Source organism: Caballeronia sp. LZ028 (genome assembly GCF_031451415.1).
Taxonomy (GTDB): Bacteria; Pseudomonadota; Gammaproteobacteria; order Burkholderiales; family Burkholderiaceae; genus Caballeronia; species Caballeronia zhejiangensis.
The window spans coordinates 1521113-1537562 of record NZ_JARUXN010000001.1 but is presented as its reverse complement, the minus strand read 5'-3'; the positions used below and the strand labels follow the sequence as shown (position 1 = coordinate 1537562).

17 protein-coding genes are annotated in these 16450 nt (G+C 64.0%); all 17 read right to left on the bottom strand.

The features are described from left to right. Positions 1–24 precede the first annotated feature (24 nt). A complete protein-coding gene (uraD, locus tag QCE58_RS07225) occupies positions 25–549 on the bottom strand; it encodes a 2-oxo-4-hydroxy-4-carboxy-5-ureidoimidazoline decarboxylase (protein ID WP_008350016.1) in 525 nt (174 codons plus the stop codon). Beyond that, positions 546–1496, bottom strand: a complete 951-nt coding sequence (gene puuE, locus QCE58_RS07220) for an allantoinase PuuE (RefSeq protein WP_008350018.1) — start codon at positions 1494–1496, stop codon at positions 546–548. The genes uraD and puuE overlap by 4 nt, the downstream gene beginning before the upstream one ends. A gap of 131 nt (positions 1497–1627) precedes the next feature. Further along, positions 1628–2365, bottom strand: a complete 738-nt coding sequence (locus QCE58_RS07215; RefSeq protein ID WP_250456399.1) for an aspartate/glutamate racemase family protein — start codon at positions 2363–2365, stop codon at positions 1628–1630. 50 nt (positions 2366–2415) lie between these two features. Further along, positions 2416–3903, bottom strand: a complete 1488-nt coding sequence (locus QCE58_RS07210) for an NCS1 family nucleobase:cation symporter-1 (protein WP_175979998.1) — start codon at positions 3901–3903, stop codon at positions 2416–2418. Between the two features lie 364 nt (positions 3904–4267). Then, positions 4268–5014 carry a GntR family transcriptional regulator gene (locus QCE58_RS07205; RefSeq protein ID WP_250480477.1) on the bottom strand — a complete coding sequence of 249 codons (747 nt, stop codon included), beginning with the start codon at positions 5012–5014 and terminating at the stop codon, positions 4268–4270. Between the two features lie 296 nt (positions 5015–5310). Then, positions 5311–6234 (bottom strand): muramoyltetrapeptide carboxypeptidase, encoded by a 924-nt coding sequence (gene ldcA, locus QCE58_RS07200; protein ID WP_174447754.1) that lies wholly within the window; start codon positions 6232–6234, stop codon positions 5311–5313. After that, a complete protein-coding gene (gene tadA / locus QCE58_RS07195) occupies positions 6228–6824 on the bottom strand; it encodes a tRNA adenosine(34) deaminase TadA (RefSeq protein ID WP_175979996.1) in 597 nt (198 codons plus the stop codon). Before tadA ends, ldcA begins: the two co-directional genes overlap by 7 nt. Next, positions 6821–7213 carry a DnaJ family domain-containing protein gene (locus tag QCE58_RS07190; RefSeq protein WP_033537251.1) on the bottom strand — a complete coding sequence of 131 codons (393 nt, stop codon included), beginning with the start codon at positions 7211–7213 and terminating at the stop codon, positions 6821–6823. The genes tadA and QCE58_RS07190 overlap by 4 nt, the downstream gene beginning before the upstream one ends. A 277-nt stretch (positions 7214–7490) precedes the next feature. Next, positions 7491–8222, bottom strand: coding sequence for an ABC transporter ATP-binding protein (locus QCE58_RS07185; RefSeq protein WP_008350032.1), 732 nt, complete (start codon positions 8220–8222; stop codon positions 7491–7493). Further along, positions 8219–9079, bottom strand: coding sequence for an ABC transporter ATP-binding protein (locus QCE58_RS07180; RefSeq protein ID WP_250434602.1), 861 nt, complete (start codon positions 9077–9079; stop codon positions 8219–8221). The genes QCE58_RS07185 and QCE58_RS07180 overlap by 4 nt, the downstream gene beginning before the upstream one ends. Before the next feature lies 1 nt (position 9080). Beyond that, a complete protein-coding gene (gene nikC / locus QCE58_RS07175) occupies positions 9081–9992 on the bottom strand; it encodes a nickel transporter permease (protein WP_250521081.1) in 912 nt (303 codons plus the stop codon). A 19-nt stretch (positions 9993–10011) separates the two neighbouring features. After that, on the bottom strand, positions 10012–10986 hold the full coding sequence (locus QCE58_RS07170; protein ID WP_235366356.1) for an ABC transporter permease: 975 nt from the start codon (positions 10984–10986) through the stop codon (positions 10012–10014). Positions 10987–11057: 71 nt separating this feature from the next. Then, positions 11058–12641 carry an ABC transporter substrate-binding protein gene (locus QCE58_RS07165; protein WP_008350038.1) on the bottom strand — a complete coding sequence of 528 codons (1584 nt, stop codon included), beginning with the start codon at positions 12639–12641 and terminating at the stop codon, positions 11058–11060. Positions 12642–12654: 13 nt separating this feature from the next. Further along, positions 12655–13218: a D-alanyl-D-alanine dipeptidase gene (ddpX, locus tag QCE58_RS07160; RefSeq protein WP_034473567.1), complete on the bottom strand. Its 564-nt coding sequence runs from the start codon at positions 13216–13218 to the stop codon at positions 12655–12657. 91 nt (positions 13219–13309) lie between these two features. Continuing rightward, a complete protein-coding gene (gene thpR / locus QCE58_RS07155) occupies positions 13310–13870 on the bottom strand; it encodes an RNA 2',3'-cyclic phosphodiesterase (protein WP_250521080.1) in 561 nt (186 codons plus the stop codon). Positions 13871–13893: 23 nt separating this feature from the next. After that, positions 13894–15477 (bottom strand): glutamine-hydrolyzing GMP synthase, encoded by a 1584-nt coding sequence (guaA, locus tag QCE58_RS07150; protein WP_250480476.1) that lies wholly within the window; start codon positions 15475–15477, stop codon positions 13894–13896. Between the two features lie 165 nt (positions 15478–15642). Then, positions 15643–16443 (bottom strand): hypothetical protein, encoded by an 801-nt coding sequence (locus tag QCE58_RS07145; protein WP_175979992.1) that lies wholly within the window; start codon positions 16441–16443, stop codon positions 15643–15645. Between the last annotated feature and the right edge of the window lie 7 nt (positions 16444–16450).

The following is a 16450-nucleotide window of genomic DNA, read 5'->3' as shown; positions in this document are numbered from 1 at the left end:
CGTTCGTTTACGGTTGTTTGCGGATTACGCCGCTTGAATCAGGTCGTTCAACCTGAAGCCCGCGATCCGGTAAATCTGGTCGAGACTCGTGCGCAATTCTTCGGCGCGGTCGTGATTCACGCGCGCTTCGAAGTTCGCGATGATGCCGTGACGGTCATAGCCGCGCACCGCGAGAATGAACGGAAACCCGAATTTCTCGCGATACTGCGCGTTCAGCGACTGAAGCCTGTCGAACTCTTCCTGCGTGCACAGATTCAGGCCCGCGCCGCTTTGTTCGCGCGTCGATTCGGCGGTCAGCTCGCCGCGCACCGCCGCTTTGCCCGCGAGCTCCGGGTGCGCGTTGATGAGCGCGAGCTGCCTGTCTTCGCCGGCCTCTTCGACGATCTGCGACATCGCGCGATGCAGCGCGTCGATGTCCTTGAACGGGCGCTGTTGCGCCGCTCTTTCCGGCACCCACGGCGAGTGCTCGAAAATGCCCGCGAGCACCGTCACGAACGTGTCGGCGGGCATGGTGTTGAGTTGGTCGAGTGTGTAGTGCATCGCCTTCATGCCGCCGTCCCGTTGTTAGCTTTTTCGAAAGGATGTTGCTCGCGCCAGTGACGCGCGATGTCGACACGCCGCGTAACCCACACGCGATCATGCTTCTCGATGTGATCGAGGAATTTCTGCAGGCCACGAAAGCGCCCCGGCCGGCCGAGCAAGCGGCAGTGCATGCCGATGGACAGCATCTTCGGCGCTTCGTCGCCTTCTTCGTAGAGCACGTCGAACGCGTCTTTCAGGTACGTGAAGAAGTGATCGCCCGTGTTGAAGCCTTGCGGCGTCGCGAAGCGCATGTCGTTGGTGTCGAGCGTGTACGGCACGATCAGATGCGGCTTCTTCTCGCCGCCCGTCACTTCGACTTCGGTCCAGAACGGCAGGTCGTCGCCGTAATAGTCCGAGTCGTAGAGGAAACCGCCGTATTCCGCGACCAGCCGATGCGTATTCGGGCTATCGCGCCCGGTATACCAGCCGAGCGGCCGCACGCCCGTCACGCGCTCGATCGCTTCCATGCCGAGGCGCATGTGTTCGGCTTCCTTCTCCGGCGACATGTCCTGATAGTGAATCCACCGATAGCCGTGACACGCGATTTCATGCCCCAGTTCGACGAACGCCTTCGCCACTTCGGGATGCCGCTCGATCGCCATGCCGACGCCGAAGATCGTCAGCGGCATGCCGCGCTTCTCGAACTCGCGCAGGATGCGCCACACGCCCGCGCGCGAACCGTACTCGTAGATCGACTCCATGCTCATGTGACGCGACGGATACGCCGCCGCGCCCACGATCTCCGACAGGAACTGCTCGGAGCCCGGATCGCCGTGCAGCACGCAATTCTCGCCGCCTTCTTCGTAATTGAGCACGAATTGCACGGCGACGCGCGCCCGTCCCGGCCAGTTCGCCTGCACCGGGTGGCGGCCGTAGCCGATCAAATCGCGTGGGTAGTTCGGATCGAGTGACATGGCTGGCGTTCTGCTCAAGCGTTGAAAAAACGGGATTGTCGACGATTCAGTGTAGCTAAAAGACCCGGACGCGCCCATACATCAGGGCGCATAATCCGGGTCACGTCATCGGTATGTGTCCGGCGAAAAGGCTATCGGCGCGGGCTGAAATCCGACAGCACGCCGTCGTACCGTTTCGCGAGCGGGCGCGCGTAGTCGCCGCGTTTCGCCGTGTGCAGCTTCAGCGCGATGAGCGCCTCCGCCCATTTCACCGCGGCCGTCACGCCCTCAACCACCGGCGCGCCGATCGCGTCCTCCACTTCGCGGCAGAACTCCGCCATGCCCGCGCAGCCGAGCACGATGGCGTCCGAGCCGTCTTCGTCGAGCGCGCGCCTGCATTCGTCGATGATCGTCCGACGCGCCGGCGACCCCGGCACATCCAGTTCGAGCACGGGGACGTCTGTCGCGCGGACGTTTTTGCAGAAGCGCTCCATGCCGTAGCGCTCCGCCAGATGCCAAGCCATGCCGACGGTACGCTGCAACGTCGTGACGACGGAAAATCCCGGCGCGATGACGCTCGCGGCATGCATCGCCGCCTCCGCGATGCCGATCACCGGGCCGCGCGCCAGTTCGCGTGCGGCGTAAAGGGCCGGATCGCCGAAGCACGCGATCACATAGCCGTCGAAGCCCTGCTTTTCGCCCGCTTCCACTTCGGCGAGCAGACCGAGCGACGCGACCGCCTCGTCGTAATAGTCTTCGATGGACGGCGGGCCCATCGTCGGGCTGACGGCGACGATCTCCGTGCCGGGCGCGGCGACCTCGCGGGCGCAGCGGCCCATCGAGTCGGTCATGCGCTGCGTCGTGTTGGGGTTGATCAGTTTGATGCGCATTGCTGTCTCCACACTGCCTTCGGAAATTCTCTCAGGTTCCAGCTATCGTTTTAGACTCCGCGCTTGCGATCCGCGAGGAAGTAATAGAACACCGCGCCGAGTCCCGCACCGATGAACCACGAGAAGTTCGCAGCGGCTTCGAGCGCCGGCACCATCACGCAGAGCGTCGCGAGCACGGCGGCCGGCACGAGCGCCATCACCGCGCGGCGGTTCACGCCCTTCGTGTACCAGTACTTGCCCTGTTCCGACACCGTGTAGAGATCGTCGACCACCAGCTTGCCGCGTTTCACGAGATAGAAGTCGAGGATCAGCACGCCATACAGCGGTCCGATGAAGCTGCCGAGAATATCCAGCGTGTAGTGGATCACGGCCGGGTTGTTGAACAGGTTCCACGGCGTGATGAAGATCGACGCGACCGCCGCCATCATGCCGCCCATGCGCCAGCTGATGAGCTTCGGCGCGACGTTCGAGAAGTCGAAGGCCGGCGACACGAAGTTCGCGACGATGTTGATGCCGATGGTCGCGATCGTGAAGGTCAGCGCGCCGAGAATCACAGCAGACGGATGGTCGATGCGGCCGACGGTTTCCACCGGATCCGTGATGAGCTGGCCGAAGACCGGCAGCGTCGCCGCAGTCGTGATGACGGTCACGACCGAGAACGCCAGGAAGTTGACCGGCAGGCCCCAGAAATTGCCGCGCTTCACGCTGCGAAAGCTCTTGCCGTAGCGCGAGAAGTCGCCGAAGTTGAGCATCGGGCCGGAGAAGTACGAAACGACGAGCGCGATCGCGGTGATCATCACGGGAATCACTTCCGTGCCGTGATACTTCACCCCGCCGAGGTTCAGGCCGATATTGTCGATGCCCGCGCGCCACACCATATAGCCGGCGAGAATGAACATCACGACGTAGACGGCGGGACCGGCGAAGTCGATGAACTTCTTGATCATCTCCATGCCGCGCCAGAACACGACGGCCTGCAGCACCCAAAGCAGCATGAAGCCCGCCCAGCCGAGCGCCGAAAGCCCGACGAAGCCGTACTTGTGGACGTCGGCATAAGGCATCAGCGACGGCACGAACTTCAGCACGACGATGACGAGCGCGCTCGACGCCAGATATGTCTGAATGCCGTACCACGCCACCGCAATGAGCCCGCGGATCACGGCCGGAATGTTCGCGCCGAGCACGCCGAACGTGGCGCGGCACGCGACGGGATACGGCACGCCCGCCACCTGGCTCGGTTTAGCGATCAGATTGCACAGCACGTTCACGAGCCCAATGCCGATCAGCAGCGACACCAGCACCTGCCAGCTCGTCAGGCCGAGCGCGAAGAGACTTCCGGCGAACACATAACCGCCGACGCTGTGCACGTCCGACATCCAGAACGCGAAGATGTTGTACGCGCCCCAGGTCTGATTCTTGAGCGGGGCGAGGTCCTCGTTGTAAAGCCGGTCGCTGTAACCGGCGGGCAGATGTTGCTCTTCATACTCGTTGTCGAGCGGCGGCAGGGTTGAGCTGCCGGATGCACTGAACTGGGCCATGACGTCTCCTTCATTGGCTGCTTGCGTGATGAGAAAACTGCAAATGCTCGGGGTTCAAGCTTCGATCGGATGCCTTCGCTGACGTGTCGGATGTCTCCATCCCGCGCGGCATTCTTCGGATTTGCGTTTTCGCCTTCGGGCATGAGGCCGAGAGCGCGCGAGGCATCGGCCCGGCACGCCCGCCCTGCGGCGGCTTTCATTTCACGCTCACACGAGCGTCCTGTTCGGTGCGATACACGCTACGGATTTTCAAAGCGTGCGACTCTCCACGCGCCTTCGCGCGAAGCGCGAGGCACGGTCTCCAGTTATTTAGTCCTGCTTGATTCAGCCGATGGCAGATAGTCCGATCTGCCGTCTGTCTGCCTTACATATCGAGCGCTCGTTCGCGCTCGGCGGGCTTCATGAACACTTCCTTCAGATCGACCGCGCCGCGTGCCGGCCGCTCCAGCATCTTCAGTTCGACGTCGCGCAGATGTTGCGCCATCAACACGCCGGCTTTCGCTGCATCGCCTGCATCGAGCGCGGCGAGAATCGCTTCGTGATCTTCGAACGAGCACGAACTCTTGCCGAGCGATTCATACAGCGCCGAGATCAGCGTCGAACGCGCGACGAGTCCCGACAGGCATTCGCACAGCACCGTGTTGCCGGTAAGCGCCGCGAGTTCGGTGTGAAACTCGCCGGAGAGCCGGATCCACGACGAAAAATCGTGGCTTTCGAAAGCGCGGCGCTCTTTTCCGATCGTCGCGCTGATCGACTTCAGCCGACGCACGCCGTGCCCTTGCGCAATTCGGTCCACCACGGCCAATTCGATGATGCGGCGCATTTCGAACACTTCATGCACTTCCTGCAACGACGGACTCGCGACGAACGCCCCGCGATTCGGCTCCAGATCGACGAGCCGTTCGTTCGACAGTTGCGCGAGCGCCTGGCGGACGGTGCCGCGCTTCACGGCGAACACCTCGCATAACTGCGCTTCGGTCAGCTTCGCGCCCGGCGCCAGCCGATGCTCGAGGATCGCGGCGCGGATGTTCTCGGCGATCGACTCGGCGTTCGCCCCGTTGGGAGCGGAATCTGCAGCGTTCGGTGCAGCACTACGCTTGCTGTCGGACATGATGTGCTCGCTTGCATGTTAAGCATCTTAGAATCGACATAAAGATTGTCAACAATTCATTTTTAAAATTATCGGTTACCGCGCGTTTTTCGAGTACCGCGTTTTGCTGAGGCTCAATATCGGCGGGCTTCGCAGCAGATTCCACAAGTTTTTGTCAGCATTGCCGCCTCTTTTTTGTCGACAATTCTAGCGCCGACGTGGTGCACGCAGTTGTCGCGGACGGTGCATGAACCGACAGTTAGTTGCAGGGCCGAGCTAAAAATAAGGCGCTCGCTTGAGCGCCTTGCCACGCGGACTCAAGCCAGATGCGGGTAATCGGAAAGTTTCAGCGTGAAGCCCCGCTCGCTCGCGATAAGGTGCGCCGCCGCACCGAAGGGCAGCGTCAGCAGATTTTCGACGTGTCCGAACTGCAATCCTGTCACCACCGGAATGCCCGTCACCGACCTCACCTGCTCGATCATCGCGTCGAGCGAATAGCCGTTGTCGTAGTCCGACAGACGGCCGCCGGAGAACTCCCCCATCACGATCGCCTGCTGCCGACCGAGCACGCCCGCCTGATACAGCTGATAAATCATCCGCTCGATGCGAAACGGATGCTCGTTGACATCCTCGATGTACAGGATTCCGCCCTCGACCGGCGGCAGATACGGCGTGCCGACGAGCGACGCCAGAATCGCGAGATTGCCGCCCCACAGCATGCCGGTCGCGTCGACGGTCTGTTGCTGCGGCGTATGGCTCGTGATGGTGAAACTCGGTCGCGAGATCGCGTTCCAGAAGTGCTGCATCGTGAACGAACTGACCTGCTCGGCGCCGAAATCGCCCGCGAACATCGGTCCGCCGAAGCTTTTCACACCGGCGTGCGCGAACAGCGCGCATTGAATCGCGGTGAAATCGCTGTGGCCGACGATCGCCACCGGCTGATCCGCGAGCCTGCGCAGCCCGGTGTAGTCGAGGCCGTGCAGGATGCGCGACGCGCCGTATCCGCCCCGCACCGCAAGTACGATGTCAGGTAACGGACGCGATGCATCCGCAAGACGATTGAGATCGGCGGCGCGTTCCGCATCGGTGCCGCCGAAGCGCTGGAAGCGTCGGCGCGTCGCGTCGACGTTTTCGAGCCGATGCCCTTCCCTGCGCAACCGTCCGATGCCGCGCTCGACGGCCGCCGGATCGTGTGGATAGCCAGAGGGCGCAACGAGGTCGATGGTGCGTGATTTCACGATGTTGTTATTCGATCAGATGAATCGGCGGCGGGTTGCCCGGCTTCGCGCGCGCGGCGCGCATCGCGTTCGTCGCGCGCGAGGCGGCGGCGCTCGGCGAAGAAATTCTTGAGCGCATGCCCGCATTCATCCGCGAGCACGCCGCCCGTCACGGTGGTGTGGTGATTGAGCTGCGCATTCGCGAACATGTCGACGACACTGCCGCACGCACCCGTTTTCGGGTCCGTGGCGCCGTAGACGACGCGCGAGATGCGCGCGTGCATGATCGCGCCCGCGCACATCAGGCAAGGTTCGAGCGTCACGTAGAGCTCGCAGCCCGGCAAGCGGTAGTTCTGGAGCGATTGGGCGGCGGCGCGCAGCGCGGCCATCTCGGCATGCGCGGACGGATCGTGTCCGCGAATCGGATGATTGAAGCCGGTGGCGATGACTTCGTCGCCGAGCACGATGACCGCGCCGACGGGCACTTCGCCCGCGCGACGGGCTTCGTCGGCGGCGCGTTGCGCGAGCGCCATGAAGCGGCGATCGCGTTCGCTGGCAGGATCGGCGATTTGAGCGCTGGGCGCGGGATCGGCCGCATCCGGCAGGCCGGTCACTTGACGTCCACCGCCACGCGCGACTGCGCGCGCTCGGACAAACGCTCCGCGATGCGCCGGCGATATTCGTGCGGCACGCAGCCGCCGCCGCGCAGCGACTCGAGCGCCATGTCGAGCGCGAGCATCTTGGCTTGCAACTGGCAACGGGCCGCGGGGTCCGTCACCTTGTCGAACTCTTCCTGAAGCCCGCGCAGCGCGCGAAGCTGTTCGACTGCCGGCGGGACGAAGCCCGCATTCTTGAGGATTCGATTGGCGACGCGCACTTCCTCGGGCACGAGGGTGTCGTCGTCGAAGTGAAGCGGTGCGCCCGCGCCCGGCAGGTTGTTGAACTCGCCACGCGCAGCGGCTTCGTTGATCCGCTGTTCGACCAAAGCATCTAGCAATTTCATCGGGGATTACGACCGGTTTTCACCCGCGAACGGGCGCGGTCTGTCACGATTTCCGTTGGTTAGCTCGAAGTCGGAAGGCAGCCGGAAAACCACGCTCGCGCGTTGTTCGGCACGTCTCGACAATCCAGCGCACATTCTATCAGCGGCGGCGGCACCGGTTTCGTCGAAGACAAGCCGGCCCGCCGCGCGTCGTCGTATACCGGGCTTATCGCCGTGCTTATGCGTCGTTCGCGCAACATCCATTGACCGCGTCATGACGATTGTGCTTGTACGACGACTACGCGTTCTGTCGTGTGTAGCCTTCAGTCGCGAGCAGAAGCCGGCGCGTGTACTCGTGCGTAACGTCGCGCGAACGCACGGCATCGACGCCCAGTTGCTCGACGATTTCGCCGTTGCGCATGACCGCGACGCGCTGGCAAAGAAAGCCGATCACGGCGAGATTGTGGCTCACGAGGATCATCGTCAGCTTGCGTTCGCGATGCAGGCGGCGCAGCAGGTTCAGGATTTCCGCCTGGACGGAGACATCGAGCGCGGAGGTCGGCTCGTCGAGCAGCAGCACGCGCGGCTCGACGATCAACGCGCGCGCGATCGACACGCGCTGGCGCTGCCCGCCCGACAACTGATGCGGATAGCGGAATCGATACGCCGGACCGAGCCCGACTTCGGCGAGCGCGGCGAGAATGCGCGTGTCTTCGTCGCCGATGCCGTTGATCGCGAGCGGCTCGCGCAAGGTCTTGTCGACGGTGAAGCGCGGATGCAGCGCGCCGTAGGGGTCCTGGAACACCATCTGCACGTCGCGGCTTCCAGGGCGCGATCCGATGCTTATCCTGCCGCCCGACAGCGGCGTCAGCCCGGCGAGCGCGCGCAACAACGTCGACTTGCCGCTGCCCGATTCGCCGACGAGTCCGAAAACCTCGCCCTCTTCCACGCGCAGCGAAACGTCGCGCACGGCGTCGACGTGACCGCTCTTCGTCTTGAAGCGGATGAGCGCGCGCTCGATTTCGATCATCGCGCGATGCCTTCATCGAGCCACGCGGGGTCGCGGCGCAGCGTCGGCAACTCGTCGGGCGGATTCACGAGCGGCGGATTCGCTTCGAGCAGCCCGCGCGTGTACGGATGCGTCGCGTGAACGAGATCGCGCGCCGCGCACGTCTCGACGACGCGACCGCCGTACATCACCGCGACGCGGTCGCAGAACGACATCACGAGCGGCAAATCGTGACTGATGAACACGAGGCCGGTATCGTGGCGCGCGATCATCTCGTCGAGCACGGCAAGCACCTGCATCGATACGAGGACATCGAGCGCGCTCGTGGGTTCGTCGGCGATCAGAAGGCGCGGGCCGGCCGAGACCATCATCGCGATCATCACGCGCTGGCCCATGCCGCCGGACAGTTCGTGCGGATACGCATCCGCGACACGCTGCGGATCGCGGATATGCACCGCTTCCAGCGCCGCGACGATGCGCTCGCGCAACGCGCGCCGGCCTTCTTTCACGCCCTGCCGCACAAATGTTTCGCGCATCTGCTGCGCGACGGTCATCACCGGGTTCAGCGAGAACTTCGGATCCTGCAGGATCATGCTCATGCGCGTGCCGCACAGGCGGCGGCGCGCTTTCGGGCGCATCGCGAGCAGGTCCTGCCCTTCGAAACGCAGCGCCTTAGCCGACCATTTCGCCTCGGGCGGCAGCAGTCCGAGCAGCGCGCGCCCCGTCAGCGATTTTCCCGATCCCGATTCGCCGACGATGCCGAGCCGCTCGCCGCGCCGCACCGTCAGCGATACGCCGCGCACGGCGGGCATGAGCACGCCGTCATGGCTCGCGAAGGCCACGTCCAGTCCGTCGATTTCAGCCAGTGCATCGGGCATGTCAGCCTCCGTGACGCGGATCGAAGACGTCGCGCAGACCGTCGCCGAGCAGGTTGAAGGCGAGGCTCACCGCGAGGATCGCGAGGCCGGGAATCGTCGCGACCCACCACGCGTCGAGCAGCACGTTGCGGCCCGCCGCGACCATGTAACCCCATTCCGGGCTCGGCGGCTGCGCGCCCAGTCCGAGAAAGCCGAGACCGGCGACGGCGAGAATGATGCCGGCCATGTCGAGCGTCGCGCGCACGATCACCGACGACGAGCACAGCGGCACGATATACCGCAGCAGAATGCGCAGATGCGAAGCGCCTTGCAGACGCGCCACATGGATGTAATCGGCCTGCGCGAGCCGCAGCGACTCCGCGCGCGCGAGACGCGCATACGGCGGCCACGCGGTGATCGACAGCGCGATCACCGCATTGAGCACGCCCGGCCCGAGCGCGGCGGCGAACGCGAGCGCGAGCACGATCTTCGGAAATGCGAGCGCGACGTCGGTCAAGCGCGTCAGCACCGTATCGACGATGCCGCCGCAATAACCCGCCACCGTGCCCATCAAAAGCCCGACCGGCACCACGAGCACGACGACGAGCATCGCGATCGCGAGCGTCAGGCGCGAGCCGTGCACGAGCCGCGAAAGGATGTCGCGGCCGAGTTGATCGGTGCCGAACCAGTGCGCCGCGCCGGGCGGCGTCAGACGTTCGGCGAGCACCTGCTGCAACGGATCCTGCGTGACGAGCATCGGCCCGAACGCCGCGACTACGATCAGCAGCAGCAGGATCGCGAGTCCGAGCATGCTCAACGGATTCGACGAGAACCGCCGCCAGCGCCGATACGCGCGCCCGAGCGCGGCTTGACGCGGCGACGCGGGCGTATCGGTCAGGAGCCACGCGCGCGAGCCCGTTCGCGGCTGTTTCATCTGCGCAAGATCCTCCATGTCAGCGCGCACGCGGATCGAACACGCGATACAGCGCGTCGGTCAACAGATTGAGCGCGATGAACGTCGCGCCGATCACGAGCGTGCTGCCGAGCACGGCGTTCATGTCGGCGTTCAACAGCGCGCCCGTCAGATACGAGCCGATGCCCGGCCACGCGAACACGATCTCCGTCAGCACCGAGCCTTCGAGCAGATAGCTGTATGCGAGCGCGATCACCGTCAGCAGCGGCACCGCGATATTGCCGAACGCGTGCCGCCAGATCACGCGGCGCTCGGGCAGCCCTTTCGCGCGCGCGGTCGTCACGTATTCCTGGCTCAGTTGTTCGAGCATGAACGAGCGCGTCATCCGCGACAGATACGCGATCGAATAGAACGCGAGCACGCTCGCCGGCAGCGCGATATGCGAGAACGCGTTCTCGAAGACATCCCATTCGCCGGCGATGAGCGAATCGATGAGCAAACTGCCCGTGCGGGTATCGACCATGCCGTCGTAAAGCGGATCGATGCGTCCCGGCCCGGACACCCAATGCAGCCGCGCGTAAAAGAGCAGCAGGCCCATCAGCGCGAGCCAGAACACCGGCACGGAGCTTCCGGCGAGCCCGATCACGCGCGCGATGTGATCGACGATGCGATTGTGCTTCACCGCCGCCGCGACGCCGAGCGGCACGCCGATCGCGATGCCGATGAAGGTCGAGAGCGTCGCGAGTTCGAGCGTCGCGGGAAAGACGCGCTTGATGTCGTCGATGACCGGATTTGCCGTCAACAGCGAAATGCCGAGATTGCCGTGCAGCACGTCGCGCGCGTAGATCAGGAATTGTTCGATGAGCGGCTTGTCGAGACCGAGCCGCAGACGCGCGGCGGCATAAGCCGTCGCGGACGCGCGATCGCCGAGAATCGCGAGCACCGGATCGATCGGAATCTTGCGGCCGATGAAAAACGTGATCGCGAGCAAGCCCGTGAACGTGATGGCGAGCATCGCGATCCAGCGCGCGAGCGCCAACGCGATGCGCGCGCCGCCGCGCCGCGAGCCGATGAGCGTGACCGTGTTCACTGCTTCTTGATGTTGCGATACGACACGAGATCGTTGATCGGCCCGACTTCGAGACCGGTCACGCCGGGCCGCGCCGCCACCTGCGACACCTTTTGGAACATGATGACGAACGGCGATTTCGCGAGCACTTCACGCTGCATCTTCTCGTACAGCTGCGCGCGCTTTTTCGTATCGCTTTCGGCGAGCGCCGCGTTGGTTTCCTTCGTCAGTTGTGGAATGTCCCACGCGTTGCGCCACGCGAGCATCTTGTAGCTCGATGCATCCGAGTTGTCCGGATTCCACACGAAGCCCTGCGCGTTACTGTGCGGATCGATGTAATCCGCCGACCACTCGCCGATGTAGATATCGTGGGCCCGCGCGCGATATCGTCCGAGCGTCTGCTTGTTGTCGCTCGGCACGAGTTGCACCTTGATGTTGGCGAGCGCGAGATTCGCCTGCACGGCTTGCGCGATCTCGCTGTACGGATAATCGTTGCGCACGTCCATCTTCACCGTGAAGCCGTTGGACAAGCCCGCTTTCGCGAGCAGCGCCTTCGCCTTCGCGACATCCTGGTGATACGGGTTTTCGTTCAGCGCGCCGAGAAAGCCTTCGGGGAGAAACGCTTCGTGAACCTTGTAGGTCGTGCGGATCACGTTCTTCTGAATGCCCTGATAGTCGATGAGCCACTTCATCGCTTCCCAGACTTCCGGCTTCGCGAGATTCGGATTCTTGTTGTTGAGGCCGAGATACATGAGTGTCGCTTGCGGCACGGCCGTCGCCTTGATGACGCCGTTCTTCGAGAGCGTGTCGAGATCGTCGGGCGAGAGGTCGCGCGCGACGTCGATGTCGCCGTTCTGGATCATCAGACGCTGGCTCGCCGCTTCCGTGACGTGACGCAGCACGATGCGCTTCATCGCGAGCGGAATGCGATAGCCGTCGAAGCGTTGCAGCACGATGCTGTCGTTCGCGGTCCATTTCACGAGCTTGTACGCGCCCGAACCCGCTTCGTTGGTCTTCAGCCACTCGTTGCCGTAGTCGTTGCCCTTCGCGTGCGATTCGACGAGCTTGCGATCCACCACCGACGCCGGCCACGAACCGAGCACGTTGAGCACGAAGGTCGGCGCATAGCGCTGATCCGTCGTGATCGAGACGGTCGTATCGTCGATCTTCTTCACGTTCTGCAACGCGTTCGCCTTCGTCAGCCCGATGCCCGCAAGCACCGCCGCCGCGCCCTTGTCGAGCAGCGCGGTGCGCTGGATCGACCACGCGACGTCATCGGCGGTGAGCGTATTGCCGGAATGGAACTTGAGTCCTGGCCGGATCTTGAACGTGAACGTGAGGCCGTCCTGACTCACCGTCCACGATTCGGCGACATCGCCATTGAATTTCGACGGATCCTTCAGATCGACGCGCACCAGACGGTCATACGTGTTCGCGACGTATTCCTCCGGCACCAGTTCGTAGATTTCGCCGGGATCGAGCGACGTGAATTCATCGAGCAACGTGGCCATGACGAACATGTCTTTCGGCGTCGCGGCGCTTGCCGGCGGCGCGCTCATCAACGTGAGCATCAGCGCCGTGATCAGTGCAGTCAGTTTCATGTCGAATCCCCGATTACATGAGCCGCAGCGGGCCGCATTCTTCGTTGTCGATCAGAGCAAGTTCGCGCGAGCCGGGCAATTCGTAATGCCACCACTCGCTTTTGATGTGCGTGAAGCCCGCGCCGTGCATGACGCCCAGCAGCAGCGTGCGATTGCGCTGCACATGCTCCGGCAAGCCAAAGTGAAAGTGCTCGGATTCGGCGACCATCGCATCGAAACCGGTGCCCATGTCGAGCTCGTTGCCGTCGCGATCGACGAGCGTCAGGTCCACCGCCGTGCCGCGGCTATGGTTCGAGCCGCGTCCGAGTTCGGCGATGAAGGTCGGATCGGGCAGGAAATCCCACAGCACTTTCTGCGCTTGCGGCGGACGATAGGCGTCGAAGATCCTGAGCGTCATGCCGATGCTCTTCGCGATATCGACGGCTTTACGCAATGCCGCTTCGGCGGGCTCGAGCAGCAGGCAGTGCTGCGCCTTGTAGATGGGCTTGCCGGTGAAATTGCGATCGGTCGCGTAGACGAGATCGATCTGGACGTGGTGGGTGTCGGGCGTGATGTGCAGCAGGCGGGATCGGGTCATGTAAGCGCTTCGTCTCGATTCATTCCGATACACGCACCTTAACGCGTTAGAAAAATCCGCGAAACCTTTTATTGCGCGTGGTTCCGCCGATTCACGGCACGAGCGGCCAGCGCGCGAGGACTTCGTGTTGCGATTTGCCGAGCCGGCTGCGCACGAGCGCGAACTCACGCACGGTCCATGCGATGGGTTCGATGCGCTCACGCGCGACGCGGTGTTCGTCGTAGAGCAAGGTCACATGAGGCGTGAAACGGGGATGCCGCTTCAGTGCGATGCCTGCCGCTTCCAGCGCCGTGCCGAGCGTTCGTTCGAGCGCGTCGAGCGGCTCGGTGACATCGCCGGAAACGACGAGCGGGCGTCTCGCGCGACGGCCGGAAAAGCTTTCGATACGGTCGAGCGTCACATCGACGGGCGGCAACGCGATTCGGGATGCTGCGGCGCAAGCGTGCGCGGCCACATCGGCGGGAACGCCTGCGAAGGCGCCGAGATAATGCAGGGTGACGTGAAGGCGATCGGCGGGAATCGCCCTCGCCTTCAGCGTGCGCTCGATACGCAGCCGCGCCGCCAGTTCGGCGATGCGCGCGGCGGCGACTGCGTCCGGATAGATCGCGAAGAAGAGCGAGTCGGTGGGGCGATCGGACGCGGAATCAGTCATGCCCCCTCGCAATCAGACGCGGCTCACTCCCACTCAATTGTCGCGGGCGGCTTGCCAGAGATGTCATACACCACCCGATTGATCCCGCGCACTTCGTTGATGATGCGATTGGAAACATGCCCGAGCAGATCATGCGGCAGATGCGCCCAATGCGCGGTCATGAAGTCGAGCGTCTGCACGGCGCGCAGCGCGACGACGTATTCATAGGTGCGCCCGTCGCCCATCACGCCGACGCTCTTGACCGGCAGGAACACCGCGAACGCCTGGCTCGTCAGGTCGTACCACGACTTGCCCGTTTCCTTGTCGATGGTGTTGCGCAGCGTCTCGATAAAAATCGCATCGGCGCGGCGCAGCAGGTCCGCGAATTCGCGCTTCACTTCGCCGAGAATCCGCACGCCGAGACCCGGACCGGGGAACGGATGGCGATACACCATCGCGGGCGGCAGACCGAGCTTCACGCCGAGTTCGCGCACTTCGTCCTTGAAAAGCTCGCGCAGCGGTTCGAGCAGCTTCAAATTCAGCGTCTCCGGCAAACCGCCGACGTTGTGATGGCTCTTGATCGTATGCGCGCCCTTCTTGCCCTTGCCCGCCGATTCGATCACGTCCGGATAAATCGTGCCCTGCGCGAGCCACTTGGCATCGGTGAGCTTGTCCGATTCGTTGTGGAACACTTCGACGAACTCCGCGCCGATGATCTTGCGCTTCGCCTCCGGATCGGTCACGCCCGCAAGCTTCTGCAGAAATTCCTCGCTGGCATCGACGTGAATCACCTTCACGCCCAGGTGATCCGCGAACGTCGACATGACCTGCTCCGCCTCGTTCTGACGCAGCAAGCCGTGATCGACGAACACGCACGTCAGCTGGTCGCCGATCGCGCGATGCAAAAGCGCCGCCGCCACCGACGAATCCACGCCGCCCGACAAGCCGAGAATCACGTGCTCATTGCCGACCTGCGCGCGGATGTTCTCGACCGCCTCGTCGATGTAATGGCCCATCTCCCAATCGGCCTTCGCGCCGCACAGCTCCAGCACGAAACGGTCGAGCATCGCGCGGCCCTGCACCGTATGCGTGACTTCCGGATGCCATTGCAGGCCGTAGAAGCGCCGGTCGTCGTCGGCCATCGCGGCGATCGGGCACGACGGCGTCGAGGCCATCAGCTTGAAACCCGCCGGCAGATCGACGACCTTGTCGCCGTGGCTCATCCAAACCTTGAGCATCGACTCGCCCTTGTCGCTGGCGAAATCCTGAATGCCTTCCAGAAAGCCCGTGTGATTCAGCGCCTGCACTTCCGCATAGCCGAATTCGCGCACGTTGCCGAGTTCGACCTTGCCGCCGAGCTGATCGGCCATCGTCTGCATGCCGTAGCAGATGCCGAGCACCGGCACGCCGAGATCGAAGACGATCTGCGGGGCGCGCGGCGACTTCGCCTCGGTGACGGAGTTCGGGCCGCCGGACAGGATGATGCCCCTCGGCGCGAATTCGCGGATGAATGTCTCGTCGACGTCGTACGGATGGATTTCCGAGTAGACGTGCGACTCGCGGATGCGCCGCGCGATCAGCTGGGTGACTTGGGAGCCGAAATCGAGAATCAGGATTTTGTCGTGCATGGCTGCGGCCAAAGGCTAAGTGAACGAATGATGTCGGTGCTGCCGGAGCGCGGCCTCGCGCCCCGGTCTGCAAATAAATCGACGGCCGGCGCAAAGGCCGACCGTGCTTGTCCTGCGTGTTTCCGTTGCTGCGCGTGCGTGGCTCGTAGCATGCGCTTCACGCCTTCAGCGAGGCGCGCGGCCCGCGTCGGGCGCGAGCGGATCGGCTCTTCGACCCGTCGCCGGATCGATCTCGCCGCTGATGACGGGCTCGATGCGCTTGCCGGTGACCGGATCGACCGCGCGGCCCGTCAGCGGATCGAGCGTGCCGCCGGTAACGGGATCGACCGCGCCGTCCGGGTGCGCGCGAACCGCGCCGGCCGGCGAGACGGGATCGAGCGTGCGGCCCGATACCGGATCGATGGCCGTCGCGCCCGGTGCGCGCGCTGCGGGACGCGCCGCGAGATCGACCGATTCGGCGCGCGCCGACGATGCCGCGTTGCTCGCGGAAAACTCGTCACGCTTTTGCGCCGCCTTCTTTTCCGCGCGCTGCGCCGATACCGCGCCGGCCGCCGCCGCGCGCTCGCGCCGACGCACCGCCGACGACAGTCTCACGCTGCCCAGACCGAGCACCAGCAGCACGGCGCCCACGACGGCCGCGCTGATCTGCCCGAAGCCATCGATCTGAGGCGTATGCAGTCCGAGCAGCCAGACCAGCACCACCACCCCCGACAGCCACTGCACGTGTCCCGACACGCGCGCGGCGCGAGCCGTCAACGCGCCATCGACGGCTGCGTGAAACGCAAGCCACGACAGCCCGATGAGCGCGATACCGAGCAACTGCCCGGCGAACGCCGGCTGAACGCGGATCGAATCCAGTTGCAGCGCGCCGTACAGGCCCGCCCACGGCGTCAGCAGAAACAACAGGCCGAACGCCAGAAAAATCAGGGCATTGATGACGAGCACGACCCGCAGCAACGGTTTCATGATCAGT

Bases quoted from the DNA above. Each gene is read 5' to 3' on its own strand.
- QCE58_RS07180 (WP_250434602.1), bottom strand. From the start codon at position 9,079: ATGCCCGATGCACTGGCTGAAATCGACGGACTGGACGTGGCCTTCGCG.
- QCE58_RS07170 (WP_235366356.1), bottom strand. From the start codon at position 10,986: ATGCTCGCCATCACGTTCACGGGCTTGCTCGCGATCACGTTTTTCATC.
- QCE58_RS07190 (WP_033537251.1), bottom strand. From the start codon at position 7,213: ATGAAATTGCTAGATGCTTTGGTCGAACAGCGGATCAACGAAGCCGCT.
- QCE58_RS07145 (WP_175979992.1), bottom strand. From the start codon at position 16,443: ATGAAACCGTTGCTGCGGGTCGTGCTCGTCATCAATGCCCTGATTTTT.
- guaA (WP_250480476.1), bottom strand. From the start codon at position 15,477: ATGCACGACAAAATCCTGATTCTCGATTTCGGCTCCCAAGTCACCCAG.
- uraD (WP_008350016.1), bottom strand. From the start codon at position 549: ATGAAGGCGATGCACTACACACTCGACCAACTCAACACCATGCCCGCC.
- QCE58_RS07165 (WP_008350038.1), bottom strand. From the start codon at position 12,641: ATGAAACTGACTGCACTGATCACGGCGCTGATGCTCACGTTGATGAGC.
- thpR (WP_250521080.1), bottom strand. From the start codon at position 13,870: ATGACTGATTCCGCGTCCGATCGCCCCACCGACTCGCTCTTCTTCGCG.
- ddpX (WP_034473567.1), bottom strand. From the start codon at position 13,218: ATGACCCGATCCCGCCTGCTGCACATCACGCCCGACACCCACCACGTC.
- puuE (WP_008350018.1), bottom strand. From the start codon at position 1,496: ATGTCACTCGATCCGAACTACCCACGCGATTTGATCGGCTACGGCCGC.
- QCE58_RS07215 (WP_250456399.1), bottom strand. From the start codon at position 2,365: ATGCGCATCAAACTGATCAACCCCAACACGACGCAGCGCATGACCGAC.
- QCE58_RS07205 (WP_250480477.1), bottom strand. From the start codon at position 5,014: ATGTCCGACAGCAAGCGTAGTGCTGCACCGAACGCTGCAGATTCCGCT.
- QCE58_RS07210 (WP_175979998.1), bottom strand. From the start codon at position 3,903: ATGGCCCAGTTCAGTGCATCCGGCAGCTCAACCCTGCCGCCGCTCGAC.
- nikC (WP_250521081.1), bottom strand. From the start codon at position 9,992: ATGAAACAGCCGCGAACGGGCTCGCGCGCGTGGCTCCTGACCGATACG.
- QCE58_RS07185 (WP_008350032.1), bottom strand. From the start codon at position 8,222: ATGATCGAAATCGAGCGCGCGCTCATCCGCTTCAAGACGAAGAGCGGT.